The sequence below is a fragment of the Streptomyces lydicamycinicus genome (assembly GCF_000829715.2).
Taxonomy (GTDB): Bacteria; Actinomycetota; Actinomycetes; order Streptomycetales; family Streptomycetaceae; genus Streptomyces; species Streptomyces lydicamycinicus.
Genome location: NZ_BBNO01000001.1, coordinates 18,015 through 44,587, shown reverse-complemented (window position 1 = coordinate 44,587; position 26,573 = coordinate 18,015). Strand labels below are relative to the sequence as shown.

Below are 26,573 nucleotides of genomic sequence, written 5' to 3'. Positions count from 1 at the left end.
GTCCGTTGGTCCTTTCGTTCGTCGCTCAGCGGGTGGCGGTCACGGCCGGGAGAAGGTCTGCACCTGCGGGGCGTTGATCAGCTGGAGGGCGAACTGGGCGGACGAGATCCGCGGTACGCCGTGCGCCTGTGACAGGGCCGGGACCAGGGCGTCGCCGCTGCCGTCGACGTTGAGGACGTCGTGCTTGCCGGGGCGCAGAAAGCGGCCGAAGCCGGCCGGGCGCGGGAACTCGCCCTTGGGGTAGCCGATGCGGTCTCCGCTGATCTCGCGGAGTTCGATGGTGCCGACGTCACCGATGCCGAAGCAGATGCCGCGCGGCGGTTCGGCCAGCTCGAAACGGTCGATCAGCCGCGGGTAGAGCAGCAGTTGGATCTCGGTTCCGTAGATGGCGCTGCGCAGTGGTTCGACGGCCGTGCCGTTCGCGTAGGCGGTGATGATGGTCTGCGGCCAGTTCGGGACCAGCTGGGAGTGCAGCAGCACTGCGCAGGCCGGGACCGGTCCGCCGCGGGTGGCCAGTGCGTTGAGGTCGGCGTCCAGGGCGTGGCCGACGCCGATGCTGAGGGCCCCGTCCACCGCGGCCCGGATCCAGCAGGGGTCGGCGTAGGCGAACCGGATGCTCTCCGGCGGCAGCGCCCGGTCGTCGGGGACCAGATGCTCCAGCCCGAGCATCTCCAGCCGCCGCAGCCGGTCGAGCCAGTCGGTCACGATCGTGAACTCGTCCTCCGCGACCCGGGTCAGGGCCTCGGCGACGCCCGGGACGGCCAGCAGGGTCCGCGGATCCGCGGGGGTGCGGCGGACGCCGGTGGCGACGGTCCGGCGACGCCCGGCCCGCAGCTCCGGCCCGGCCCGGTCCACCGCCCGGGTGAAGCGGGCGCCGTCGCCGTCCAGCAGCATCCGGTCGAAGGATTCATACGCCAGCGGCGCGGTCAGCTGACGGGCGGACACCGCCTCCCGCCCGGCCAGTTGGGGATGGGAGGCCAGACGGCGCACGGCGCTGCGGGCGGCGGACCGGAACGCCATCAGCGCGCTGCGGAAGCGGTCGTCGGACAGTGCGAGGACCCGTCCGGCGGTGAAGGCGGCGGCATAGGCGGTGTCGAAGACCCCGTACTTCTCCAGGTAGATCAGCGCTTCGCCGGACGATTCCAGCCGGGTCGCCGCCGGGCCGGGCAGCTCGGGGGCGGGGCGGGCGGTCAGCGGGCCGCGGTGGAAGGCGACGGTGCGCTCCCCGGTCTCCAGACGCTGCGGCAGGGCGACGGCGCCGCCCGCCATCCGGTCGAGGGCCTCTTGCTGCGGGGCCGTCGGCCGGTCCGGTGCGTCGGCCGGTACCCGCAGCCGCAGTTCCGCGCCGGGGCGCGGGGTGCTGCCGTCGGTGGTGGCCAGATGCTGGCAGACATCGCCGAAGCCGGTACCGGAATCCGGCTCGCTGGTGAAGGACCAGCAGGTGAGGGACGCCAGCCGGACGCCTTCGGCCGGAGCCGGGGCGGTCAGGTACGTGTCGAACCCTTCGAGGGAGACCAGGTGCAGGACGTGCCGACCGCCGGTGGCGGCGGGGAACCGGTTGGCCACGACGACCGCGTTGAGCTCCTTCTCGTCCGGTTCCGGGTCGTCCCCGGCAAGGGTGGCGTCGGGCGGGCCGCCCTCCCGGACGTGGGCGAGGTAGCCCATCTCCACGGGCAGCGGTGCGAGCGCGTCGAAGAGCGCCGCGGGGACCAGGACCGTCGCGCAGTACTCGTCGTACTCCTCGGGCCGGATGCTCTCCGGGGACAGCCGGGGCACCTTGCCGGGTCCCAGCCCGCCGTCGAGGAACTCCCGTACGGTCCCGGCGGCGACGGTGCCGACGGCATCGCGGTCCTCGGGGAGCTCGTCCTCCCGGAACAACAGCAGGGCCATCCACGGCACTTCACCGCCGTGGCCCGGTCCGAGCCGGCGGCTCCACGGCAGACCGGGGGCGTCGAGATTGAGATGCGGAAGGGTCTGGCTGTACTTGCCGACGGCGTCCGGCACCGGGAAGCGTGCGTTGATGCCGGACGGGTCGATGGCGAAACGCGGCTGGATGACGTCGAACGGCTGCGGAGTGGCGTCGATGGTGCGGTCGGCGCCGTCGACGCCCCGGAGGATCTGCCGGTTGTCGATCCGGTACCGGCCCGCGTAGAGGGAGGGGATGCGGTGGTCGAAGAACCGGGTGCGGTGCCGGGCGGCGGGGGCGCTGGTACGGGGGCGGGGGGCGGAATCGGGGGTGGTGGTCACGGGGGTGCCTTTCGACGGGGCGCGGGGCGGGGACGGGAGGCGGGACGGTCCCTCCATAGGGGCGGGTCCATCCGTACGGACCGACGGCGGAGCGGGCCCCTCCACAGGGGCCGACCGGCTCAGCCGGCCGGCACCACCATCGGTTCGGCCGTGAAGGCCGTGCCCGCGGCGTGGGCGTACCCGCTCAGGTCGTCGTCGAGGGGTCCGGCCCCCGCGCCGAGCCCGGTCAGCGCGTCGGCCAGCGCGGCGCGGTGGGTGCGGGTGCCGGGGGCGTCGATACCGCGCGCGATCGTGCCGATGACCCCGCCGGGCCGCTGCGGCACGGGCCCCGGCGCCTCCTCGTCCGCGGACAGCGGCAGGTTGCCGTCGGGCGCGATGGGGTCGAAGGAGAGGCCCTTCTCATCGATGAAGCCGGTGGAGGTGCCGTGGTCCACCGGCGGCGACACCAGCCGGACCCCGAGGATCCGCCCCGGGAGCAGCCCGTCCCCGGGGGCGTCCGCCTGCTCGCCCCACAGGCCGTTGGGCACACTGCCGCGCAGGACCGTACGGGACCAGTCCGTCAGGCTGTCCGCGCCGCCGTCGTAGCTCAGCCACACCCGCAGCTCGCTCTGCCGGTCCCTGAGCCGCATGGGGAGGATGTCCAGCGTCTCGTCGGTCTCGACCGGGGTGGTGCTGTCGCGGTCCAGGTACAGCCTGCTGACCGGTGCCTGGGTGTCGGCGGTGAAGGTGAAACCGCCGCTGTCGACGAGCCACGGCCTGGCCCCCGCGCGCAGGGCCGGGGCGCCCTCACCGCTGTAGCCGGTGACCGGGGTCGTACGGACCATGTTCTCCGGCGGCGGCAGCATGCCCTGGAAGCCGCCCCAGCCCAGGGCGGGTTCCCCACTGCGGCGCCCGGCCCCGAAGCCGATGGTGAAGGAGATGAACCACAGATGGACGGTGGCCTCGCCGCCGACCGCGGGCCCCCACACCCGCAGGCTGACCCCCACCTCGATGGAGATCCTGACCTTGACGAACCACACCTTGATGGTGGCGGAGACCCCGACCCTGATCCCCAGACCCACATCGAAGTAGAACGGATTCCACTCCAGCAGCGCGTCGAACTTTGCGCTGAGCCAGGCCCGCAGCATCCCCGACTGGAAGGTCACGTCCAGGCCGCCGCCGGCCATCAGCGACTTCGGGGTGAACGCGGCATACGCACTGCCGGTGATGTTGACCGTGGAGCCGACGCCCCAGGTGATCCCGGCGGGCTGCTGCTTGGGATAGCGGGCCGGCAGCTCCCGTCCGCGCGGCAGCGCACCGAGGATCAGCGCGAAGTCACCGGCCTGCGCATGCTCCCCGAACCAGAACTTCATCCCGACGCCGCCGCGGAGCTTGCAGTTCGGGTCGATGAGGAAGGTCTTCTCGGTGAAGCCGGCGCTGATGCTCAGCTCCCCCGCGGTGGGCCGCAGGGTCGCCTCGATGCCGATCTCCACCCGGGCGATCTTCTTGTCGCTCTTGGTGGGCAGCTGGGCACCGGCCACCCCGAGCAGGCTGATCGTCAGGTCCGAGCCGGTCTGCACCAGCGCCATCGCACGGCCGCGCAGGGTCTCGAAGCAGTCGAAGGCCAGCCCGGCGGCGAACCACAGATCGCCCTCCTGCGGCCGCACCCACGGGTTGGAGCCGCCGATCAGCTCGCTCAGCACCTTGAGCGGATCGACCTCTTCGTCATCCGCGCCGATCTCGCCCGGGTTGTCGAGCGCGATCAGGAACGGGAAGCTGCCCAGCGCGTCGGCCGACGGCACCCGCACCCGGCTGTTCCAGCCGAACCCGGCGGAGATACCGCGCACCTGGAACAGCGGCGGGCCGAACCCGGTCTCGCTGCCCAGCGATCCGTACGCGAACAGGGACGGCTGGGCCCCGCTGCCGTCGGGCACCACGTACGCCCCCATGGCGGAGCCGTTGAACGCGCCGGTGTCCACCAGCAGCACCCCGCCGACCACGGTCTTGTACGGCGGGGCGGCCGGCAGCGCGGTCAGCGCCCCGGCGATCCGCAGCGGCGGGTTCACATAGTCGACGCTCAGCCCGTTCTCACCGCCGGGCGTACCGATCGGCGACCAGCCGCGCACCGCCGGGGAGTCGAGCAGCCGCACGCCCTGCCGGCGGCGCGCCGGAGGGCGGGGCGTGAGGATGCCGTGCTCGGTCAGCAACGCCCTTGGCGCACGGTCCCGTTCCCGCTCGCCGGCGGCCCGGAGCCGAACCGGCGGCAGCGGCCGCCCCAAACCGTCCAGCCGCTCCGGATCGACCTCCGGCACCGCCCGCCTGCCGGTCAGCGGAAGGACCCGGCCCTCCCTCACCACCCAGGCCCCCGGCGGGAGTTCGGCACCGTCCGGCACCCCGTCGACGAGCACCAGCGCCCGGCCACCGCCCAGATCGGCGACGGCCAGCACCCCGGTCACCCGCTCGCCATCCCCCTCCCCCTTGCCCTCCCCCGTGAACGCCATCCGCACCGGAACCGGCAGCGGGGCCGCAGTGGTGACGGTCCGTCCGGTGACCCACAGCTCCTCGGGATCACACCTCGCGTCGTCCACACACAGCACACCGCCGTGGAACACCAGGCTCACATCACCGTCACCCAGAAAGGACGCCGGAATCTCCATGGCTTCCCCCGGCGCCGCCCGCTCCAGGATCTCCCGGATCTCGCCCACACGTACCGTCACAGCTTCCAGCCCCCGAACCACACAGAAGGGATAGACAGACCAGACAAGGCCCCAGCGGCAGGAAACACACATACCCGGCGCGGAACCCCGCCCACTGTGTCCGGCATGCGGCAGGCGACACAACCTCACCGGCCCGACTTGGCCGGAAGGCCCCTCCCGCGGCGCAAAATCACTGAACGTGGGGTGATGATTACGGAGGGTTGGGGTGGCGCGGCTTCGCCGCTCGGTCCGCTGTATGCCCTCGTGGCCGAGGTGACCCATGACCCGTACGCGCCTCAGCGGCGTCCGGCGCGTGGGGCCTACGCAGCCTTGCGCCGCGCCACTTCCCGTGCCCGATCGGACAGTTGACGCACGGCGGGAAGCTGACGATGCGGGCGGAGTCCCTCCCACAGGGCGGCGAAGTGCTCGTCACCGCGGGCGCTCGCGGTACCTGTGCAGTCGCCCAGGAAGCGGGCCCACGCGTCGCACGACTCCTCGACGTGACGCATGGCAAGGAGGCGCCGGGTCGGCGGCGGAGTCGGCCATTTCGAGGGCTTCGCGCCATGAGGACGGGGCGCCGGCTCAGGCCTCACGCCAGATGCAACGCCGCCAACAACGCATCCACCAGCGGCCGGTCGCGTTCCTGGGTGAGGCGGGTGCGGGCCTCCGTAGGGGAGAGCCATTCGAGGCGGTCTACCTCGGTGCTCGGGGTGAAGGCGCCGGCGAGGGCCTCGGCGGCCCAGTAACGGACCTGTTTGGGGCGGCCGTTGGCGTAGTAGTAGGAGGTGGGCAGGGGGGCGCCGGGGCGGCAGTCCATGCCGGTTTCCTCGGCCACCTCGCGCACCGCGCCGGCCAGTGCGTTCTCGCCGCGCTTCAGCTTGCCTTTGGGGTGCGACCAGTCGTCGTACTTGGGGCGGTGGACGAGGGCGATCTCCAGCCCGTCCTCGGTGGAGGCGCGGCGCCACAGGACGCAGCCCGCGGCCCGTACCGGCTTCTGGGGGGACGTCACCTCGGCCCCCCTTTCCGTGCGGTCATGGGGCCACCCTCTCAGCCCGGCCGCGCCCCGTCCGCGCGTTCATGTCCCGCGTCGCCTCCTCAGCCTTTACGGTCCGGTGTCCGGGGCAGCCAGACGCGGCCGAAGGCGAAGCGGGCCGCCTCCACCTCGTGGCGCTGGTCGGCGTGCAGCACCCCCAGGGCGTAGGCGGTGGCCGGGGCGATGCGGGGGGTGCGGGCCGCGGCGGCGGCCGCGGCGGCGGCCTCCGCGGCGTCCCGGTGCCACTCCAGGGCCCGGCCGGCCTCGGCGAGCCGGAGGTCGTCGGCCTCCGGTGCGATCACCTCCCGGGCGTAGCGGCTCAGCCGCACCAGCACCCGGACCTGGTGCCAGGGCGCGTCCTGGCGCTGGTCGGCGGCGAGGGCCGCGGCGTTGTACGGGTAGCCCGCGCGGGACAGCGGCAGAGCGGCGACCGCGTCCGCGAGCCGCCGGTGCGCCTGTTCGGCGAGCGGCGCGAGCGCCTCGTCGGCCGGGAGCTCGGCGGTCGTACCGGCCAGCGGCGCCTCGGAGGCGAGCACCGCCACGGAGTCGGCGACGGCGTGGAAGCGGGACGAGCCCAGGGCCTGGAGCGCGGCGGAGTGGGCGCGGGTGCGGGCGAGGGTGAGCTGGCGGTCCAGCAGCGCCCCGGCGCGCGCCGCACCGGCCGACAGTGCGCCGTCGGGGTCCGGGTCGGAGGCCGAAGCGGAGGAGGCGGCCGAGGAGGCTCCGGTGGAGGAGGTGGCCTGGGCCGTGGGTGTGCGGTCGGCGCGTTTGGCCCGTTCTCCCCGGCCGGTCCGGTCGCCGCGGTCGCTGCGCTCCGGGCCCCGGCCGGTCAGCCGCTGGAGGGCCGTCATCAGCCGTTCGCGGCGGGCCGCGCAGGCCTGCTCGCGGGCCAGGGTGCCGGACAGCCAGCCCAGTTCGGAGCGGAGCTGGTCGGCCCAGTCCTCCTCGGTCAGCGGCCGGAAGGTGTACAGGGTGGCGCTGATCCGGCGGGCGGCGCGGCGCAGCTGCCGGGCGGCCTCACCGGCGCCCTCGGCGTCCGAACCGCTCTCCCGGTGCAGCCGCAGACTGCGCAGGAAGTCCGCGGACTGCTGGTGCAGGTAGTCGGCGAGCACCTCATCGGCCGTGTGGGAGGCGAGCTCGGCACCGAGGTCGGGGGTGCCGTGGCCGGTGCCGTCGTCGCCGGTGCGGGCGGCCGTCACGGGGCCGTACGCGGTGTCGTCCGGACCGTACATGCCGTCGTTCCCCCCGTACGGCCCGTCCACCACCGCGGCACGGGCTCCGGGCGCCCGGCCGGGCTCGTGTCCGAATCCGAGGAGACCCGCCGGCCCTCCGGTCGACTGGTCATGTCGCTGGGCCACGCCGGCGCCTCCGGGCGTCAATGAGCATTTCCTGTACGTTGCGCAGCGGCGCGCCGTCCGCGTCCACCGCCTGCCGGGTCCAGTCCCCGTCCGGGCCCAGGTGCCAGGACGAGGTGGCGTCCGACGTCCCCCGCTCCAGCAGCCGGCTGAGGGAGGCGCGGTGCGCCGGGTCGGCGACCCGCACCAGCGCCTCGATCCGGCGGTCCAGATTCCGGTGCATCATGTCGGCGCTGCCCAGCCACACCTCGGGCTCCCCGCCGTTGCCGAAGACGAAGATCCGGGAGTGTTCGAGGAAGCGGCCGAGGATGCTGCGGACCCGGATGGTTTCGCTCAGGCCGGTGACGCCCGGCCGGAGCGCGCAGATGCCGCGGACCCAGATGTCGACCGGCACCCCGGCCTGGGAGGCGCGGTAGAGCGCGTCGATGACGGCCTCGTCGACCATCGAGTTGACCTTGATGCGGATGTAGGCGTCGCGGCCCGTGCGCTGGTTCTCGATCTCCTTGTTGATCCGCTGGATCAGGCCGTCCCGCAGGGACTTGGGGGCGACCAGGAGGCGGCGGTAGGTCTCGCGGCGGGAGTAGCCGGAGAGCCGGTTGAAGAGGTCGGAGAGATCGGCGCCCACCTGGGGGTCGGCCGTCAGCAGCCCGAGGTCCTCGTAGAGCCGGGCCGTCTTGGGGTGGTAATTGCCGGTCCCCACATGGGAGTAGCGGCGCAGCATCTCGCCTTCCTGGCGGACCACGAGCGAGAGCTTGCAGTGCGTCTTGAGGCCGACCAGGCCGTAGACGACATGGCAGCCGGCCTCCTCCAGCTTCCGCGCCCACTTGATGTTGGCCTGCTCGTCGAAGCGGGCCTTGATCTCGACGAGGACGAGCACCTGCTTGCCGGATTCCGCGGCGTCTATCAGGGCGTCCACGATCGGCGAGTCACCGGAGGTGCGATAGAGCGTCTGCTTGATCGCGAGCACGTCCGGGTCGGCGGCGGCCTGCTCCAGGAATGCCTGGACGGAGGTGGAGAAGGAGTCGTAGGGGTGGTGCAGCAGGACGTCGCGGGCGCGCAGGGCGGCGAAGATGTCCGGTGCGGACGCGGACTCCACCTCGGCGAGGTCACGGTGGGTGCCGGCCACGAACTTGGGGTACTTCAGCTCGGGCCGGTCCAGGGCGCCGATGCCGAAGAGGCCGGTCAGGTCCAGCGGACCGGGCAGCGGGTAGACCTCGGCGTCGGAGATCTTCAGTTCCTGGACGAGCAGATCGAGCACGGCCGGGTCGATGGACTCCTCGACCTCCAGACGGACCGGCGGTCCGAAGCGCCGCCGCATCAGCTCCTTCTCCAGCGCCTGGAGGAGGTTCTCCGCGTCGTCCTCCTCGACCTCCAGGTCCTCGTTGCGGGTGACCCGGAACATGTGGTGCGCGCGCACCTCCATGCCCGGGAACAGCTCCTCCAGGTGGGCGGCGATGACGTCCTCGATGGGGACGTAGCGCTGCGGGGAGGCCTCCAGGAACCGGGAGAGCAGCGGCGGCACCTTGACCCGCGCGAAGTGGTCGTGGCCGCTGACCGGGTTGCGTACGACGACGGCCAGATTCAGCGAGAGGCCGGAGATGTACGGGAAGGGGTGCGCGGGGTCCACCGCCAGGGGCGTGAGCACCGGGAAGATCTGCTGGCGGAAGAGGGTGAACAGGCGGGCCTGCTCCTTCTCGGTCAGCTCGGGCCAGCGGATCAGATGAATGCCCTGGTCAGCGAGCTCGGGGGCGATGTCCTGCTGGAAGCAGGCGGCATGCCGGGCCATGAGCTCGCGGGAGCGCGTCCAGATGAGGTCCAGCACCTCACGGGGCTGGAGCCCGGACGCGGAGCGGGTGGCGACGCCGGTGGCTATCCGCCGCTTCAGGCCCGCGACCCGGACCATGAAGAACTCGTCCAGATTGCTGGCGAAAATCGCCAGGAAATTAGCCCGTTCGAGGAGCGGGGTGGCCGGGTCCTCGGCCAGTTCCAGCACCCGCTCGTTGAACGCCAGCCAGCTCCGCTCGCGGTCCAGGAACCGGCCGCTGGGCAGCTCCTCGCCGTCCGCGCCCACCACGCCCTCGTCCTCGTACGCATCCGGATCGGCGTCGAGGTCGGGCTCCAGGCCGGGCACCGTGCCCCGGACCGCGTTCGGGCGGTGCGCAGCGATGGAGCCCACGGAAGGCTGGGCCGAGGGGGCCGGGGCCTGCGGGGGCTTCGTGGTGGGCATCTCGGGCTGGATCTGTGCCTGAGCGCTGGGCTGCTGGTTCATGGCCTTATTCTTCCGCGTTCCGGGGGTTCCAGGCGCGTCAGGAGGTGGCGGCGGCGCGAGATGGAGCCTCGGGTTCGGGACGGTCGGCACAGCGGGCTGCATTCAGCGATGCTCGCAAGCGACTTTGAATCGCCGGTAACGCGGATATGGCGGACAGGCAAGCGGGGTGCTACTCCCAGGGGTTTTTCGGGTCGGCCGGGGCCCGGCGCCACGCCGGGGGCGGCGGGGCTCGGAGGCCGGGGCCGGAGGCCGATCGGCGGGCCGCGTCCCTTGTCTTTCCCCTGAGCTGCCTTTGTAACACGCCCGGAGAGCCGGGAGAAATATGCGGCTTTTCGATCAAGGAATTGCCGGGATGGCGATCTTGCAAAATGCGGACGGGGGGAATGCGGCCATGACTGTCGAGATGCGCCGGGAAGCGCCGGGGTTCCGCAATTCCCGGCATTCCGGTGGGGCGGGCCGCCGGCGAGCTTCTGGGGTTTCGTGGCCGGTGGGTCGCCAGTGGCGGCCGGGCCCGTCGGGCCCGGCCTCGCGCCGGGCCTCGCGCCGGGGCCGGTGCCCCGCCGGTACGCGGCGACGGCCCCCGGCGCGCCCGCCCACGTCCCCCCTCCCGCCCTTTCCGTGCCCGATCCGGAATTCCCGTGCAACAAAATTCCATGACGAGGGGGCGGGAGGGGAAATCCCAAAAGCGCCGGGAAGGGAAGCCGCCGGAATACCGCGGCGGAGTTTCAGCCGTGCCGGCGGCGCATCACCCGGAAAGCGATCACGGTCAGTACGGCCGCCAGCGCGAGCACGATGCCGCTCTCGATCCATGCCAGCGGCCAGTGGTGCGACACCGGTTGGTAGTCCATGTACTGGCCGGCCGCATGGTGGCCACGCAGACAGGACTCGTAGTTGCGGGCGGAATCGCAGACCTCCATGGACAGATGGTCTCCGGCGCGGGTGTAGTACCCCTGCCCCACGAGCCAGGCGTTGTCGGGCAGCTGGGCCGACTCCTTGGGCCCGAACTCGGCGCTCTCAATCGGCATCAGATACGGCCTGAGCTGCTTCAGCGCGAACGGGACCAGGACCATGGCACCCAGCGTCACGCCCATCGTCAGCACCGTACGGCGCAGCAGCAGACCGGCCAGCACGCCGACCGCCAGGGCCAGCAGGGAGTAGGCGACCGGCACCGGGCCCAGTACGGCGAAGCCGAGGGTCGAGTACCAGTAGGAGCCGGAGACCTCGTCACCGATGACCTGCCACAGCCAGGCGAACACCGCCGAGAGCGCCGTGGTGGCGGTCAGCACGACCAGCGCGGGCAGCGCGGTCTTCGCCGCCAGCCAGCGCAGCGGGCCGACCGACTGGGTCAGTACGAGCTTGTCGGTGCCGGCCTCCAGCTCGCGGGCGATCAGCGGTGCGCCGAGGAACAGGCCGATCAGCACGGGCAGCAACAGCAGCCCCATCTCGGCGAGTTGCAGGTCCGAGCCGTAGGTGTTGCGGAAGGTGGTGACCGCCTCCTGGGTACCGTCACAGCGCGGGACCAGGGAGATCAGCGAGCAGCCGTCGATGTGGTGGGCGGCGATGAACCCGGCCGCCCGGCCGCGCAGCACCGCGCACCAGACCGCGCCGCCGGCCACGGCGGCGAGCAGCACGCCGAAGAACAGCCGGTGCTGCCGCCAGACCAGCCAGGCCAGACCGCCCAGCCGGCCGCGGCCGTCCGGCTCCCGGGCCCCGCCCCGGTCGCTCGCGGCGGATCCGGCCCCGTTCGCCCCGAGGTGTGCTGTGGTGGTCATGCCGCCGCTCCCTTGCCGCTGTGATGGATGTGCCGTGTGCGTGGTGCGCTGTCCGGCGGGCTTTTCCAGGCGCCCCGCAGGCCTGCCGGGCCGGGCGGCCCGTTGCGCGGCAGGCCGGGGATGCCGGGCTTGTTGCCGGGCCGGCGGCGTACGGGCGCGGAGACCGGTTCCGCGCTCGGTGCGATCAGGTCGGGCGCGTCGGGCGCCCGCAGATAGGCGAGCAGCAGCTCCTCCAGGGACGGCTCCGCGGTCTCCCAGGGCCCGGCGGCCACCGGGCCCTTGCGCCGTACGACCGCGGTGAAGTGACGAGCCGACAGCTGCGCCTCGACGACCGGATGCGCGGCGATCTCGGGCGGCAGCGCCTCGCCCCGGCGCTGCCCCATCACCAGGGCGTGCGCCCCGATGACGTCATCGACCTCACCCGCGAGCCGCACCCGGCCGCCGCCCAGCACCAGCAGATAGTCACAGACCCCGTCGAGCTCGGCGAGCAGGTCCGACGACAGCACGACGGTGGTGCCGTGCTCGGCGGCCTGGGCCAGCAGCAGCGCGGTGATCCGGTGCCGTACGAGCGGATCGAGACCAGCCAACGGCTCATCGAGCAGCAGGAGTTCAGGACTCCTGGCGAAGGCGAGGGCGAGCGCGAGACGGGTGCGCTGCCCGCCGGAGAGGGTGCCGACCCGGGCGTCGAGGGAGAGGCAGCCGTCCCGGACGATCCCTTCGGCGCACCGCCCGTTCCAGCGGCCGGGGTTGAGCTCGCGGCCCAGCCGCAGGGTCTCGGCGACCGTCAGCCGCGGGTAGAGCGGCTTGTCCTGGGTGAGGTGGGCGATCCGGACGCGGGCCGAGGCGCCGGCCGGGGCCTCGCCCCAGACCCGTACGGACCCTTCGCGGGGGCGGGTCAGCCCGGAGACGAGCGAGAGCAGGGTGCTCTTGCCGGCGCCGTTGGGGCCGACCAGCGCGCAGATACGGCCGGCCGGCAACCGGAAGGTGCAGTCGCGCAGCGCCCAGCGGCGGCGGTACCGCTTGCCGAGGCCGACCGCCTCGACGGCGGTGCGCCCCGAGGTCCGGCCGGCCCCCTGGTCCATGGCCATCGACCGCATCCCGCCCCCTGAGCCATTCCACTAATTAAGTAGTGAAAGGGTGGGGGAAGTGGGCTGCACCTGTCAACCTCAGCTGCCTACGCTGCCCGGGTGGCCACCGCTTCCGCACCCGCGACACCGCCGTCGCCGTACACCCCCGACTACCCGATACGCACCGAGCGGCTGGATCTGCGCCCCGTCACCCTCGACGACTTCGAGGCGATCCACGCCTACCGGCACCGCCCCGAGGTCAGCCGCTACCTCTACTCGGAGCCCTTCGACGAGGCCGCGTCCCGGGACTTCGTCGCCTCCAGGTCCACCCGCACGACGCTGCGCGAGTCCGGCGACGGCCTCCAGCTCGCCGTCGTCGTCCGCGACAGCGGCACCCTGATCGGCGATGTCACCTTCGTCTGGAGGAGCAGCGCACACCGCCAGGGCCGCATCGGCTACGTCTTCCACCCCGACCACGCCGGCCACGGCTACGCCACCGAGGCGAGCCGGGCACTGCTGAAGCTGGGCTTCGAGGAGCTGCGACTGCACCGCATCCAGGCCGAGTTGAACGGCCGCAACACCGCCTCGGCCCGGCTGCTCGAACGGCTGGGGATGCGCCGGGAGGGCCATCTGCGGGAGAGCGCGTTCCTCGACGGGGAGTGGAGCGACGAGGTCATCTACGCGATGCCGGCGCGCGAGTGGCGGGACCGGCAGGAGGAACGCGCCCGGCGGGAGAAGCCGGCCCGGCCGGTGAAGCGGGCCCGGCAGGAGGAGCGGGCCCGGCTGGAGGAGCGGGCCCGGCAGCGGTGACGAAACGGGGCGGACCCTGAGGGCCCGCCCCGCGGCACGCTCCGGCGCCCGGTCTCAGGTCTCCGACCGGTACATCAGATCCGTCTCGTGCGTCGCGAACCCCATCCGCTCGTACACGGTCACCGCCGCCTTGTTGTCCGCGTCCACGTACAGCATCGCCGTGGGCAGCCCCTGGCCGGCCAGATGGCGCAGCCCGATCGAGGTCAGCGCCTTGCCCAGGCCGCCGCCCTGGGCACCCGGCCGCACGCCCAGCACATAGACCTCGCCCAGGCCCTCGTCGGCGTGCACCTTGGTCCAGTGGAAGCCGACCAGCCGCCCTTCCTTCTCCGCCAGGAAGAAGCCCTTGGGGTCGAACCACGCCTCGGCCTTGCGGTCGTCCAGATCGCGCTGGATCAGCGAACCCTGCTCCGGATGGTGCGCGAACGCCTCCGCGTTCACCTCCAGCCAGGCCGCGTCATCGGTGCCCGGCTGGAAGGTCCGCACGGACACGCCCTCCGGCAGCACCGGCTCCGGCAGCTCCAGATCCGTCAGCGAGCGCCGCATCTGCCGCAGCTCCCGGAACATCGTCAGCCCCAGGGTCTGGGCGAGGTGCCGGGCGGCCGGATGCCCGCCGTGCGCCCAGACCCGCAGCCGGCGCCCGGACTGCTCCAGCAGCTCACCGCCCAGCGCCCGGCCGTGCCCGCGGCCCCGGTGCCCCGGGTGGACCACCAGTTCGGCGGCCGGTGCCTCCACCGGGTCGGTGTCCTCCAGCTGCCCGTAGGCGACCAGCTCCTCACCCTCGTCGCCGTGCGTGTACACCAGCACATGGCGCACGCCGGCGCGCAGGCCCCCGCGCAGCTGGAGCCGCCCCTGCTCGGACACGGCGGGCTGCCCGTCCGTCCGCGCGGCCCGCTCGATCAGCTCGAGGACGGCCGCGCCCGCTTCCGGCGCCAGCTCGTCGACCACCTGGATCCTGCGGCCGGCCCGGCCCATCTCCTGTGCAGCGTCATTCATGTGTGAAGCGTACGACTCCCCCGGGCTCCCGGAGGGGTGCCACCCGCCCTCCGCCGCCCTCCCCGGCAACCAGCTCGTCACCCGTACACCTCTGTTGCACTACGCGCGTCGACAATAAGCTGCCGTCCGCTCAGCAACATCCAGGAGGGGACCCCATGCCCGCGACACCGCAACGGCGCCGCGCCGTACGAAGATTGACGATCGGCGCCGCCGTACTGGCCGCCGCAGGACTCGCCGCCGGCGCGCTGCCGGCCGGCGCCGACACCGGCCGCGGCGCTCGCACCGGCCGCACCGTCGATGTCCAGCTGCTTTCCTTCAACGACTTCCACGGCAACCTGGAACCGCCGCAGGGCTCCTCCGGCACGGTCGAGGAGCTCCAGGCGGACGGCAGCAAGAAGAGCGTCCCGGCCGGTGGTGCCGAGTACCTCGCCCAGTCGCTGCGGACGGCCCGTAAGGGTCATCCCTACTCGGTGACCGCCGCGGCCGGTGACCTGGTCGGGGCCAGCCCGCTGCTGTCCGGGCTGTTCCACGACGAGCCGACCGTCGAGGCGATGAACAAGCTGGGCCTCGATGTCACCTCCGTCGGCAACCATGAATTCGACGAGGGCCGGAAAGAACTGACGCGCCTTCAGAAGGGTGGCTGTCACCCGAAGGACGGCTGCTACGAGGACGGCAAGAAGTTCCGGGGCGCCGGCTTCCCGTACCTCACCGCCAATGTCACGGACGAGAAGACCGGCAAGCCGCTGCTCAAGCCGTACTCCGTCTGGAAGCACAAGGGCGTCAAGATCGGCTTCATCGGGGTGACGCTGGAGGGCACCCCGGACATCGTCAACGCCGAGGGCATCAAGGGCCTGAAGTTCCATGACGAGGTCGAGACGATCAACAAGTACGCCAAGGTCCTCAACCGGCAGGGCGTGAAGTCGGTCGTGGCCCTGATCCACGAGGGCGGAATGCCCGCCTCCACCTCGTACAACTACAACTGCGACAGCCCCGGCCCCGGCGACGGCATCTCCGGTCCGATCACCGAGATCGCCAAGCACGTCACCTCGAAGGTCGACGCGCTGGTCACCGGCCACACCCACCAGGCCTACGCCTGCACCATCCCGGACCCGTCCGGCCGGCCGCGCACCGTCACCTCCGCCGCCTCGTACGGCAAGCTCTACACCGACACCACGCTCACCTACGACCGCCGCACCCGCGACATCGTGCGGACCACCGTCAAGGCGCCCCACGCGGCCAACCACGTCGTCGACCGGACCCAGCCCAAGGCCGCGGACATGACGTCGCTGATCACCCGCTGGAACAAGCTGGCCGCGCCGGTCGCGGGCCGCCCCGTCGGCCATATCTCCGCCGATATCGCGGGCCGCGGCGCCAACGCCCCCGAGTCACCGCTCGGCGATGTCATCTCCGACGCCCAGCTCGAAGCCACCAAGGCGGACGGCAAGGGCGGCGCCCAGCTCGCCCTGATGAACCCGGGCGGCATCCGCTCCGACCTCGCCTTCAAGGCGTCCGGCCCGGAGGGCGACGGGGTCGTCACCTACGGGGAGGCGTTCACCGTCCAGCCGTTCACCAACATGATGAACGTCATCGACCTCACCGGCGCCCAGCTCCTCAGCGGCCTCCAGCAGCAGGTCATCGGCCCCAACGCGGCCTCCCCGAAGATCCTCCAGGTCTCCAAGGGCCTGACCTACACCCTGGACATGACCAAGTCGGGCGCCGACCGCGTCGTCAAGGACTCGGTGAAGCTGAACGGGGAGCCCCTCGATCCGGCCAAGACCTACCGCGTCGCGATGAACGAGTTCCTGGCCGGCGGCGGTGACGGCTTCCCCGCCTTCAAGGACGCCAAGAACAAGTACGTCGGCCCCTCCGACCTCGACGCCTTCACCGCGTACCTGACGGCACACTCCTCGGCGGACAAGCCCCTCACACCGCCGAAGGCTGATCGGATCACGGTGGTGAAGTAGGAAGCAGGAAGTAGGAAGTAGGAACTGCCCGCCCCGCCCCGCCCTCACCCCACCCCGAACCACGTCTCCGCGAGGGATTCCAGGGTCGGTTCGGGTGGGGCGGGCAGTTCGCTGAGGTAGCGGGGGAGGTTGCTGTAGACGTGCAGGAGGGTGTGGGCGAGGAGTTCGGTGGGGGTGAAGGTCTCGCCGTAGGCGCGGAAGATGCGTGACAGGAGGCGGGGGTCGGCGCGGGAGACGTAGAGGCCCACGGCGACGAAGTCGTAGGTGCGCTGCCCGATCATCGCGGGTTCGAAGTCGAGGAGGCCGGTCAGCCGCCAGTCGTCGTGTGCGTCGACGGTCAGGTGCTGGCGCATGAACTCGGTGTGGAGGAGGACGTCGGGCCCGGGGGCGGAAGCGGGTGCGGAGGCGAGGAAGGCGGGGATCTGTTCCAGCCAGGCTTCGGGGAGGCCGTGGGCGCGCTGGCGGTCGACCGCGGTGGTGCGTTGGCGGGCGAGGAAGTCGTCCCAGTCGTCGGGGCCGAGGATTCCGGTGAGCGGTGCCGGGTCCAGGGCGTGCAGGGCGGCCAGCGTCTCCCCGGCCTCGGTGGCGATCCGGTCCTGGTCGGCGCGGGGTATGCGGGGCCAGGTGACGGCCAGGTCGGTGCCGCGCAGACGGGACATCAGGACGTAGCGCCAGCCGTTCTCGTACGTACCGGCGTCGTGGACGTACGGGGTGGGGACGGGGAGTTGCCCCTGGAGGTGGGCGAGGACACGGGCCTCGGTCACGCCGTCGTCGGCCGCGGCGGCGGGGAAGAGCTTGAGGACGTAGCGGTTCCCGACGGCGTAGACGGGCTGGGAGCCCGCCGGATAGCGGGTGAGGGGGTCGGCGCGGAGACCGAGCCGGGTGCAGAGCGCGGCGACGCCCGGCCGCATCACCGTTTCGTCGGGGACGATCGCGTCCCACTCGTCGTCCGTGTCCACGCGAGGCAGCATGCGCGGACGGTAGGGCGGCGAACGGGGCGACGGCAAAGGATTTTCGGCGGGGTGGGTTCGGGACAGCCCTTAGGAGGAGTGGGGGGTCCGCCGGGCGGGGGAAGGGGGCGGGTCCGCAGGAGGACGCCGTCGGGCCGGGGCGTTCGTAGCGTCCAGGACATGATGACTTCTGTGCGTGGCACGGCCGGGGCGCGAGCGGTGCGCCGGCGGCCGGTGTTCTGGGCGTATGCGGCCTTCGGGTGGCTGGCGGTGTCGTTCGTCTGGCACCTGTGGATGGGGATCGACTACCGGTCGGTGATGGGCGGCGCGGGCCATGTCCCGGTGTGGGGATTTCTCGCCTACGACGGGCTGATCACGGCGATGTCGGCGATCGGGGCGGTCCTCGCGCTCGCGACCGTGCGGCCCTGGGGGCGCCGGCTCCCGCCCTGGATGGTGCTGCTGCCGCTCTGGTTCGGGGCGGTGCTGCTGGTCGTACGGGGTGTGCCGGGGCTGGTGGAGAACGTCACCACGGCCACCGGGCTCACCCCGTACGGGCTGCTGGGGATGGCGGAGCAGCCGGCCGATCCGTCTTCCGGGGAGTTCTGGACCGGCATGGCGATCAATACGTACTTCTTCGTGGGCGCGGTGCTGATGCTGCCGCTGGCCGTGCTCCACCAGCGGAGCCTGCGGGCCGCCGGGGGCACCGGCGGCCCGGCCGGTCAGGAGAAGTCGGCGGCGTGATCCCGCGCCCACTGGGCGAACGTCCGGGCCGGGTGGCCGGTGATCCGCTCGACGGCGTCCGAGACGGGGAAGGCCGGCGCCTCGACCGTGCGGCCGAACATCCGGACCAGCTCCAGCGCGGCCTCCTTGGGGAAGTGCGGCCCGGCCATCGCCTCGGCCGCCGCCTCCTCGGAGATCTGCTCGACCCGGGTCTCCTTGCCGGTGGCCCGGCCGATCTCGGCGACCTGCTGAGCCACGGTGAGCTCCGCCGGGCCGGTGACGAGATACGCCTGGCCGAGGTGCGCGCCGCTGCGGTCCAGCAGGGCGGTGGCCGCGACATCCGCGAGGTCGGCCTCGTGCACGGGGACGCCACGGGCCTCGGGGTGCGCGTCGCGGACCACACCGGACGTGCGGATCGCCGGAGCCCAGGCGAGCGCGTTGGTGGCGTAGTTGCCGCCGCGGACGAAGGTCCACTCCAGGCCGGAGTCGCGCACCGCGCGCTCCAGACCGGCGTGCAGGCGGGCGATGTGGTGCGCGTCGTCGTCCGGCGTATCGGTGACCGCCATCGAGGAGTTGAGGACGATCCGGCGGACACCGGCCCGGACGGCGGCCTCGGTCAGCGCCGCCGCGGCGTGGTCGCCGCCGGCCGCGAGATTGAGGAACAGTGCCTCGGCACCGGCCAGCAGCGGTTCGAGGGCGTCCGCACCGGTGAGGTCGGCGCGGACGGTCTCGGCCTCGGCGGGCAGCCCGGCGCGTGCCGGATCGCGGGTCAGCGCGCGGACCGCGGCGCCCTCCGCGAGGAGCCGGCTGACAAGTACGCGTCCGATGTTGCCGGTTGCGCCGGTCACAACGATCATGGGGGCAGCTTCCTGCGACTTCATGGGATGACAACCGTCTTCCGTTTGTTGGGTGAATGAGCTGAATGTGAGGAAGGAAACGAATAAGCCGGGCAATGGCGCGGAGAGTCCAGGTATGGATCAATGGACGCGGACCGGCCGCGCACTGTCGCCCGGGTCACCAAGAGATGTGACGGTAGTTCAAGTCGCTGTCCGTGCAAGCTAATTTTTTGCCAAGAGCGGCGGGACAACCGTTATGTATCCGACTTACTTCCGGTACGACTTGCGTTCGAGGGACCCGCTCGTGGTGAGATGAGCGGATGCGAACCCCCACACGCATATCTTCACCCTCGCCCACGCCCGCCGCGCCGCACTCCTCGCATTACCCCGCGCCGGGCGCCCAGGACGACCCCACCGGCGACACCAGAAAGCTCGACGCGATCAACCCTTACGCGGACCTGGCGGCCCTGGCCGACCCCGAGCCGGAGCCGGAACCCGAGCCGGAATTCGGCTCGTTCGACGCCGACGGCACCCCGCGCCGGCGCACCTACCTCAACGAGCGCGACGACAGCGACGACCCGCTGGGCCTCGGACTGCGCTCGGACGAGGAGACCGGCGAGGCCTGGAAGCCGCCGAACCACCGCCGCAGGAACCGCCGCAAGAAGCGTGGCCTCAGCAAGTTCGCCGCCATGTCGATCACGCTGAAGCTGCTGGTCACCGCTTTGGTCGGGGTGGCATTCCTGACGCTCTTCGACCGGTTCGCGGTGCTGTACGTCCAGAACGCGGCGGCGAAAAAGGTGAAGGACGCGCTGCATCTGAACGCCACTCCCGAGGTCGACATCAAGGGATTCCCGTTCCTCACCCAGGTCATGGACAAGCACGTCGACCAGGTGAAAGTCACGATTCCCGACCTGGCCGCCGACCGGGTTTCGCTGGCGAAATTCGAGGCCACCGCGAATGACGTGCGCATCGAAGGCGATCTGCCCAGCTCCATCAAGGGCGCCACGATCGGCACCATGAACGGCAGCGTGCTGCTCGCCTTCGACGACATGAACCGCGAGCTGGGGGCCTCGCAGGTGAAGTTCAGCGAGCGGGGGCCCAACGCGGTGCGCGCGGTCGGTCAACTGCCGATCGCCGGACATGAATTGCGGGTACGGGCCGAGGCGCGCATCCGGCGGGCCGGAGACCGGGGGGTCTCCACCGACATCAGCCGGATGCGCCTGGACATCGGCGATATCGCCGTCTACCGCCCCGGCACCGGCAAGGAGGAGGGCCTGCGGCTGACCCGCAAGACCGCCGCCGAGCTCAGCCGGCAGGCCGCCAAGGTCAAGTCGATGCTGAGCGTCCCGGCGATCGCGGACCGGATCGGCATTCCCAAGCCGTACATCCAGGAAGCGCTGAGCAACGAGGAGAAGCTGCACGAGCTGACCGGGTCGCCGCGCTTCGTCCAGAAGCTGATGAAGGTGAATCTGGTCGATGTGGTGGCCGACCACCCGTGGCTGCTGGAGAAGGTCGGCATCGACCCGAAGATCCTCGGCGCGCTGACCGGGCTCACCAAGCCGCAGCTCGCGGACCAGCTCTCGCTGTCCTTCCAGCTTCCCAAGACGCCCGGGAACGTCCGGCTGCGCAACATCTCCGTCGAGGAGGACGGCATCCGTGCCGACATCACGGGGTCGGAGCTGCCGTTCGGGGACGCGGCGAAGAAGTAGCCGGAGAAGCGGCCGGGGAAGCAGCCGGAGAAGCAGGGGACGCGCGGCGGGGGCCGCGGTGGCGGGCGCCGCAGGGGGTGGGTTCGCTGCCGCGGCCCCTGGGCATTTCGGCGGGTCCGCTACTGGGGCGGCGGCCCCGGCATCCCGGGCGGCGGGGTCGCGGCGCCCGGCAGTGTCAGCACCGCCTCGGTGCCACCGACGTCCGCGGACCGCAGCCGCACCGCACCGCCCGCCTGCTCCGCCGTCCGCGCCACGATCGACAGCCCCAGGCCACTGCCGGGCAGGCTGCGGGCGGACGGTGAGCGCCAGAACCGCTCGAAGACATGCGGGAGTTCGTCCTGCGGAATGCCGGGGCCGTGATCGCGTACGGTCAGCTCGCCGCCGGTCAGCCGCACCTCGACGGTTCCGCCGGGCGGGCTGAACTTCACCGCGTTGTCCAGCAGGTTCACCACCGCCCGCTCCAGCGGGGCCGGCTCGGCCCGGACGAACCAGGGGTCCAGGTCCGCCGCGATGGTCAGCGACGGGCCGCGCAGCCGGGCCCGCTCCAGCGCCGCCCCGACGATCTCGTGCAGCGCCACCACCGCGACGGCGCTCTGCCCCGGCGCCGGCGGCCGCGACAGCTCCTGCAGATCGCCGATCAGCTCCGCCAGCTCCCCCATCTGCGCCTTCACCGAGGCCAGCAGCGCCTCCTTGTCGGCGGGCGGGATCGGCCGGCCGGACCGCTCGCTGCGCACCAGCAGATCGATATTGGTACGCAGCGAGGTCAGCGGCGTCCGCAGCTCATGGCCCGCGTCCGCGATCAGCTGCTGCTGCAGATCGCGGGAGGCGGCCAGCGCCGCGGTCATGGAGTTGAAGGAACGGGAGAGCCGGGCGATCTCGTCCTCGCCCTCGGCCGGGATGCGGATGGTCAAGTCCTCGGTACGGGCGACCTGTTCGACCGCGTCGGCCAGCCGGTCCACCGGCTTGAGGCCGGAGCGCGCGATGACCAGACCGGCGGTACCCGCGCCGACGACGCCCAGCCCCGCGACGGCGACCAGCAGCAGCGCCAGCCGGTTCAGCGCGCTGTCGACCTCGGTCAGCGGACGTGAGATGGACACCGCGAACTGCACGCCCTGGACACCGATGTGCTTGGTCAGCACCCGGACGTCCGCGCCGCCGGTGGTGACCGCGTCATGCAGGGTGTCGCGCGCCAGGCCCTGCGCCACCGCGACATCGGCGCGCTGCACCTGCACCGGCTGGGAGTTGGGGCCGATACAGCGTGAGCCGTCGACCTGGACGATCTGGACGTTGTAGTACGAGGGCGGGGCGTTCTTGCTCTCGGTCGGGTCGGTGGGCTGGCACTTGGCGTAGGTCAGCTGGAGATAGTCCGCGGGGACACTGACGTTCTGCAGCGAGCTGTCCACCTCGTCACGCAGCTGGGCGCGGGCGAGCAGCCAGCAGGCCAGCGCGGAGACCGCCACCGCCACCGCCACCGCGGCCGCCGTGAGCAGGGTCAGCCGCGAGCGCAGCGGCAGTTGCGCGATCCGGGCGCCGAGCCGGCTGCGCGCACCGTCCGCCGCCACTCCCCCGTGCGTGGTCGCCGCGCTCATTCCGCCCCGCCGTCCGTCCGCAGGACGTAGCCGACCCCCCGCACGGTGTGCACCAGCCGCGGCTCGCCGCCCGCTTCCGTCTTGCGGCGCAGATACATCACATACACATCGAGGGAGTTGGAGGTGGGCTCGAAGTCGAAGCCCCATACGGCCTTCAGGATCTGCTCACGGGTGAGCACCTGCCGCGGATGGGCGAGGAACATCTCCAGCAGCGTGAACTCCGTACGGGTCAGCTCGACCTGCCGGCTGCCCCGGGTCACCTCACGGGTCGCCAGGTCCATCCGCAGATCGGCGAAGCTCAGCACCTCACCCGCCTCGGGCGGCGCACCGGCCGCCGACGGGTACGAGCTGCGGCGCAGCAGGGCCCGGATCCGGGCGAGCAGCTCGTCCAGCTCGAAGGGCTTGACGAGATAGTCGTCGGCGCCGGCGTCCAGCCCCGTGACCCGGTCGCCGACGGTGTCCCGGGCGGTCAGCATCAGGATCGGCACGGTCAGCCCGCTCGCCCGCAGCCGGCGGGCGGCGGTCAGCCCGTCCATACGGGGCATCAGGACATCCAGCACGATCAGTTCCGGGTCGTAGGCGGCGACCTTCTCGACCGCGTCCAGACCGTCGACCGCCTGCTCGGTCACATACCCCTCGAAGACCAGCGAGCGCTGGAGGGCCTCACGGACCGCGGGCTCATCGTCGACGATCAGGATGCGGGCGGGGTGGTCACCGTGCTCGGCGGGGCTCATGTGCGTGGTTACCTCGGACCTCGGGTGTGCGGACGGCTGGTGCTCAGCCTTGCACGACGACGGGCGATCCGAGAGGGGGACGCAGCCTCTCGTGCCGGGCGGGGGCAGGGCGGCGGGCGGGCGGTCAGACGCCGCTGCTGCCGCCGCCGCGCAGGGCGTCGAGATCGGCCTTGACGGTGTTGATCGGTATGGCGAAGCCGAGGCCGACGCTGCCCGCGCTGCTGCTCGATGCCGAACTCGGTGAGTACATCGCGGAATTGATGCCGATGATCTGCCCCTGCATATTGATCAGGGCGCCACCGGAGTTGCCGGGGTTGAGCGAGGCGTCGGTCTGGATGGCCTTGTACGAGGTCTTCGACGAGCCGGTGTCGCCGTTGTACTGATTCCCGCCGAACTCGAACGGCCAGCCGCCGCGGTCGCCCGGATTGCCCTGCTGCCCCTGCCCCTGGCCGTCCTCCTTGGGAACGGTGACATCCCGGTCGAGGGCGGAGACTATTCCGCTGGTCACGGACCCGGTGAGACCCTCGGGCGAGCCGATCGCCACCACCTGGTCGCCCACCGTGATCTTGCTGGAGTCGCCGAGCGAGGCCGCGGTGAGGTCCTTGGCACCGCGCACCTTGACCAGTGCCAGGTCCTTGTCGGGGTCGGTGCCGACGACCTTGGCCGTCTTCCGGCTACCGTCGCTGAAGGTGACGGTGACCGAGTCCGCGCCGGCCACCACATGGTTGTTGGTGACGATCTCGCCGCCGCTGGTGACGACCACACCGGAGCCGGTGGACTCGCCGCCGGCGGTCCGCGCCTTGATCTCCACGATCGCCGGGCTGACCGCCTTGGCCACCCCCGAGACCCCGCTGCCGCTGGTCTTGCCCGCGTTGACCAGCGGGGTGGAGGAGGTGTTCTGCGCCGACGGGTTGACGACCCCGGCGATCAGCGCCCCGCCGCCACCCCCGAGGAGACCCGAGGCCAGCGCCACCGCCACGATCAGCGCGACCGGCCGCCGGGCCCGCCGCCGCGGCTCGGGTGCGTACGGGGGCGGCGGCGGAACCGCCTGCTCACCGAAGGCGGCGTACGAGGCACCCGGGCTCCCCGCGGTCCCCCCGTACGTCTCATGGCCGTGGCCCTGGCCGTACGTCTGGCCGTGGCTCTGCTCGTCGTCGCCGTACGCGTACGGCCGGTGCTGGGGCATCTCATCGCCGCTTCGGCGGTAGCTCTGGGTCATGGTGATGACTCTGCGACCGCTCCATGAGAGCTGCCTGAGAACGTCCTGAGAGACCCGACAGAAGTGGGTATGCCCGGTATAAAGACGGCCGGATCAGCGGCGCTTCCCCGGCTCGCTCAGCCGCCGCAGCCGCAGGAGCGCCGGACCACCAGCCGCGACGGGAACTGCCGCAGCCGCTCCCGCCGGGAGCCGACCACCCGCAGCCCGTCGTCCAGCACCAGATCCACCGCCGCCCGCGCCATCGCCTCCCGGTCGGAAGCGACCGTGGTCAGTGGCGGATCGGTCAGCGCGGCTTCCTTCACATCGTCGAAGCCCGCGACCGCCAGCTCGCCGGGCACATCGATACGCAGCTCGCGGGCGGCCCGCAGGACACCGATGGCCTGGTCGTCCGTCGCGCACATGATGGCCGGCGGCCGCTCCGGACCGGCCAGCAGCTTCAGCGCGACCTGGTAGGCGTCATAGCGGTTGTACGGGGACTGGAAGTAGTAGCCCTCCGGCGACCGCCCGGACTCCAGCATGGCCCGCCGCCAGCCCTCGACATGGTCGGTGACCGGGTCGCCGGACTTCGGGGTCTCCTCCGTACCGCCGAGGAAGGCGACATACGGATGGCCGTGCTCCAGCAGATGCCGGGTCGCCAGCTGCGCGCCCCAGACGTCGTCCGTCATCACCGCGACATCGTCGATGGCGTCCGGCCGCCGGTGCAGCAGCACCACCCGCGCATCCCACGCATCGATCTCGGCGGCGGCGTGCTCACTGGGCCCCTGGCTGATCAGGATCAGCCCCGAGACCCGCATCCCGAGGAACGCACGCAGATAGTGCACCTCGCGCTCGTCGAGATAGTTGGCGTTCCCGACCAGCACCATCTTCCCGCGCTCGGCGGCGGCCTGTTCGACGGCGTGCGCCATCTCCGCGAAGAACGGCTGCCGGGTGTCCGGCACGATCAGACCTATGAGATCGGTACGGCGGGACGCCATCGCCTGGGCGACGCGGTCCGGCCGGTAGCCGAGCTCCTTGATGGCGGCGAGTACCCGCTCGCGCGTGGCCGGGGCGACCGGCCTTGGTCCGTTGTTGATGACGTAGCTGACAACGGCGGTGGACGTACCCGCCAGTCTTGCCACATCATCCCGCGTCACCTTGGCCACGCGCGGCAGTCTACGCGGGTGGTGCTACCGGCGGGCAGGTCGTGCGGCCGGGGAGTCCGCGCCCGCGGCGACGGCCTTCCCGGAGCCGTCACCGTCCCCGTCGCCACGGCCCTGGGCCGGCTCCCCGCCACGGCCGGACTTCGCCGCCTTCGCCGCGTCCTCCGTGGCCTTGGCCTCCGCCGCCCGCTCCGCCTTCTCCGGCGTCACGAAGCGGTAGCCGACGTTACGGACCGTGCCGATCAGCGACTCGTGCTCGGGGCCGAGCTTGGCGCGCAGCCGCCGGACATGGACGTCAACCGTCCGCGTACCACCGAAGTAGTCATAACCCCAGACCTCCTGGAGGAGCTGGGCGCGGGTGAAGACCCGGCCGGGGTGCTGCGCCAGGTACTTCAGCAGCTCGAACTCCTTGAAGGTCAGGTCCAGGACCCGCCCCTTCAGCTTCGCGCTGTACGTCGCCTCGTCCACCGAGAGATCACCGTTGCGGATCTCCATCGGGCTGTCGTCGGTGGTGATCTGCTGGCGGCCCATCGCCAGCCGCAGCCGCGCCTCGACCTCGGCGGGCCCCGCGGTGTCCAGCAGGACATCGTCGACGCCCCAGTCCGCGGTGACGGCGGCGAGCCCGCCCTCCGTCACCACCAGGACCAGCGGACAGCCGGGCCCGGTGGACCGCAGCAGCTGGCACAGGGACCGCACATGCGGCAGGTCGCGGCGGCCGTCGATCAGTATGACGTCGGCCCCCGGGGTGTCGATCAGGGCCGGGCCCTCGGCGGGAGCCACCCGCACGCTGTGCAGCAGCAGGCCGAGCGCCGGGAGCACCTCCGTCGACGGCTGGAGTGCGTTGGTCAGCAGCAGAAGTGAACTCACGTCCGACCACCTACCCGGTTCTCGGGGTGCTGTGTCCTCGGTTGCGTGCGGTCCTGCCTGCTTCGCTCGCCCATGACGTCTGGTTCCTCCTCGGTCCCTGCGACGGGGGCACCTCCCGGCGCTGGCCGGGGGAGTCTGCGGCACTGCTTCGTACGGTCCTTCCCACCGCGCATCAGGCGGTTGAAAGCACAAAAGGACCCGGGGGCTACGCTGCCCGGATCCTTCTTGCCCAGCAGAATAGCTCACCTGGGTTCCGGACCCGAGGCGGTTTTTGCAGCTTTTTGTATTCCGTCGATCACTTCGAGTGGTCAAGAGGGCTCGTCGTTGACCACCCGACGGCCCCACGGACGGGCCGCCCCCAACGCCGCTCAGCCCCCATTTGACGGGGCCAGGGGCACCTTGGCCCGCACCCGGCCGGGCCCCTCGCGCCGGGGTGCGCCGACGCGGCCGAACGTGACGAATTTCGTGACCTCCCCATCCCACGATGTGGACTGCTTCCCACGTTTTCGGCTGTCCCGCCGTGGGTGTTGCTCGCCGTTTGTTGCCCGCTGCGCGGTGCCCCCGCCGTGCGCTGCGCTTTGCCTTCGGCCCGCGTTTTCGGCTTTCTCGCCGTTGCGCCTGCGGC

At 71.9% G+C, this 26,573-nt stretch carries 18 protein-coding genes and 1 pseudogene; 4 read left to right on the top strand and 15 right to left on the bottom strand.

The genetic code is table 11. The annotated features are described in order from the left end of the window. Window positions 1-39: 39 nt before the first annotated feature. From TU31_RS00195 to TU31_RS40750, 7 genes and pseudogenes are all read right to left on the bottom strand, one after another. The gene (locus tag TU31_RS00195) at window positions 40-2,247 is read right to left on the bottom strand and encodes a hypothetical protein (RefSeq protein WP_181018500.1); all 2,208 of its coding nucleotides are present in this window, start codon (window positions 2,245-2,247) and stop codon (window positions 40-42) included. A 119-nt stretch (window positions 2,248-2,366) separates the two neighbouring features. Further along, window positions 2,367-4,943 carry a DUF6603 domain-containing protein gene (locus TU31_RS39465; protein WP_158894173.1) on the bottom strand — a complete coding sequence of 859 codons (2,577 nt, stop codon included), beginning with the start codon at window positions 4,941-4,943 and terminating at the stop codon, window positions 2,367-2,369. Between the two features lie 568 nt (window positions 4,944-5,511). Continuing rightward, entirely contained in the window at window positions 5,512-5,931 is a 420-nt protein-coding gene (locus TU31_RS00180) for an NUDIX hydrolase (RefSeq protein ID WP_042147024.1), read from the bottom strand. An 86-nt stretch (window positions 5,932-6,017) separates the two neighbouring features. After that, a complete protein-coding gene (locus TU31_RS00175; RefSeq protein WP_042147021.1) occupies window positions 6,018-7,334 on the bottom strand; it encodes a CHAD domain-containing protein in 1,317 nt (438 codons plus the stop codon). Then, the gene (locus TU31_RS00170) at window positions 7,297-9,579 is read right to left on the bottom strand and encodes an RNA degradosome polyphosphate kinase (RefSeq protein ID WP_042147018.1); all 2,283 of its coding nucleotides are present in this window, start codon (window positions 9,577-9,579) and stop codon (window positions 7,297-7,299) included. The genes TU31_RS00175 and TU31_RS00170 overlap by 38 nt, the downstream gene beginning before the upstream one ends. A gap of 725 nt (window positions 9,580-10,304) precedes the next feature. Next, entirely contained in the window at window positions 10,305-11,351 is a 1,047-nt protein-coding gene (locus TU31_RS00165) for an ABC transporter permease (protein ID WP_042147015.1), read from the bottom strand. A 571-nt stretch (window positions 11,352-11,922) separates the two neighbouring features. Continuing rightward, window positions 11,923-12,433, bottom strand: a pseudogene (locus TU31_RS40750) (ATP-binding cassette domain-containing protein); the annotation flags it as partial. 105 nt (window positions 12,434-12,538) lie between these two features. Between TU31_RS40750 and TU31_RS00155 the strand changes: the two are divergent. Beyond that, window positions 12,539-13,228, top strand: coding sequence for a GNAT family N-acetyltransferase (locus tag TU31_RS00155; RefSeq protein WP_078885472.1), 690 nt, complete (start codon window positions 12,539-12,541; stop codon window positions 13,226-13,228). Between the two features lie 54 nt (window positions 13,229-13,282). Here the strand turns inward: TU31_RS00155 and mshD are convergent, their stop codons facing one another. Next, on the bottom strand, window positions 13,283-14,221 hold the full coding sequence (gene mshD / locus TU31_RS00150) for a mycothiol synthase (RefSeq protein WP_181018499.1): 939 nt from the start codon (window positions 14,219-14,221) through the stop codon (window positions 13,283-13,285). A 155-nt stretch (window positions 14,222-14,376) separates the two neighbouring features. On the opposite strand from mshD, the gene TU31_RS00145 reads away from it, so the two are divergent. Beyond that, complete coding sequence (locus TU31_RS00145; RefSeq protein ID WP_042147009.1) at window positions 14,377-16,185, top strand: bifunctional metallophosphatase/5'-nucleotidase; 1,809 nt, start codon at window positions 14,377-14,379, stop codon at window positions 16,183-16,185. A 44-nt stretch (window positions 16,186-16,229) separates the two neighbouring features. Here the strand turns inward: TU31_RS00145 and TU31_RS00140 are convergent, their stop codons facing one another. Continuing rightward, window positions 16,230-17,156 (bottom strand): aminoglycoside phosphotransferase family protein, encoded by a 927-nt coding sequence (locus TU31_RS00140; RefSeq protein WP_042147006.1) that lies wholly within the window; start codon window positions 17,154-17,156, stop codon window positions 16,230-16,232. A 159-nt stretch (window positions 17,157-17,315) separates the two neighbouring features. Between TU31_RS00140 and TU31_RS00135 the strand changes: the two genes are divergently transcribed. Beyond that, window positions 17,316-17,876 carry a DUF3995 domain-containing protein gene (locus TU31_RS00135; protein ID WP_107070592.1) on the top strand — a complete coding sequence of 187 codons (561 nt, stop codon included), beginning with the start codon at window positions 17,316-17,318 and terminating at the stop codon, window positions 17,874-17,876. On the opposite strand, the gene TU31_RS00130 is transcribed toward TU31_RS00135, so the two are convergent. Then, window positions 17,855-18,712 (bottom strand): SDR family oxidoreductase, encoded by an 858-nt coding sequence (locus TU31_RS00130; protein ID WP_042147000.1) that lies wholly within the window; start codon window positions 18,710-18,712, stop codon window positions 17,855-17,857. The two genes, TU31_RS00135 and TU31_RS00130, sit on opposite strands and share 22 nt — an antisense overlap. 299 nt (window positions 18,713-19,011) lie before the next feature. Between TU31_RS00130 and TU31_RS00125 the strand changes: the two genes are divergently transcribed. After that, window positions 19,012-20,400, top strand: a complete 1,389-nt coding sequence (locus TU31_RS00125; RefSeq protein ID WP_042146998.1) for an LmeA family phospholipid-binding protein — start codon at window positions 19,012-19,014, stop codon at window positions 20,398-20,400. Window positions 20,401-20,519: 119 nt separating this feature from the next. Here TU31_RS00125 and TU31_RS00120 read toward each other — a convergent pair whose 3' ends face one another. The 5 genes from TU31_RS00120 to TU31_RS00100 all read right to left on the bottom strand — a co-directional run bounded on the left by TU31_RS00120 (window position 20,520) and on the right by TU31_RS00100 (window position 25,948). Beyond that, window positions 20,520-21,989, bottom strand: coding sequence for a HAMP domain-containing sensor histidine kinase (locus TU31_RS00120; RefSeq protein ID WP_245698361.1), 1,470 nt, complete (start codon window positions 21,987-21,989; stop codon window positions 20,520-20,522). Next, a complete protein-coding gene (locus TU31_RS00115) occupies window positions 21,986-22,723 on the bottom strand; it encodes a response regulator transcription factor (RefSeq protein ID WP_042146996.1) in 738 nt (245 codons plus the stop codon). Before TU31_RS00115 ends, TU31_RS00120 begins: the two co-directional genes overlap by 4 nt. Window positions 22,724-22,847: 124 nt before the next feature. Then, window positions 22,848-23,942, bottom strand: coding sequence for a S1C family serine protease (locus TU31_RS00110; protein WP_042146994.1), 1,095 nt, complete (start codon window positions 23,940-23,942; stop codon window positions 22,848-22,850). A gap of 116 nt (window positions 23,943-24,058) precedes the next feature. Beyond that, window positions 24,059-25,084: a LacI family DNA-binding transcriptional regulator gene (locus tag TU31_RS00105; protein WP_026169660.1), complete on the bottom strand. Its 1,026-nt coding sequence runs from the start codon at window positions 25,082-25,084 to the stop codon at window positions 24,059-24,061. Between the two features lie 24 nt (window positions 25,085-25,108). Further along, window positions 25,109-25,948: a response regulator transcription factor gene (locus tag TU31_RS00100; RefSeq protein WP_042146988.1), complete on the bottom strand. Its 840-nt coding sequence runs from the start codon at window positions 25,946-25,948 to the stop codon at window positions 25,109-25,111. Window positions 25,949-26,573 lie beyond the last annotated feature (625 nt).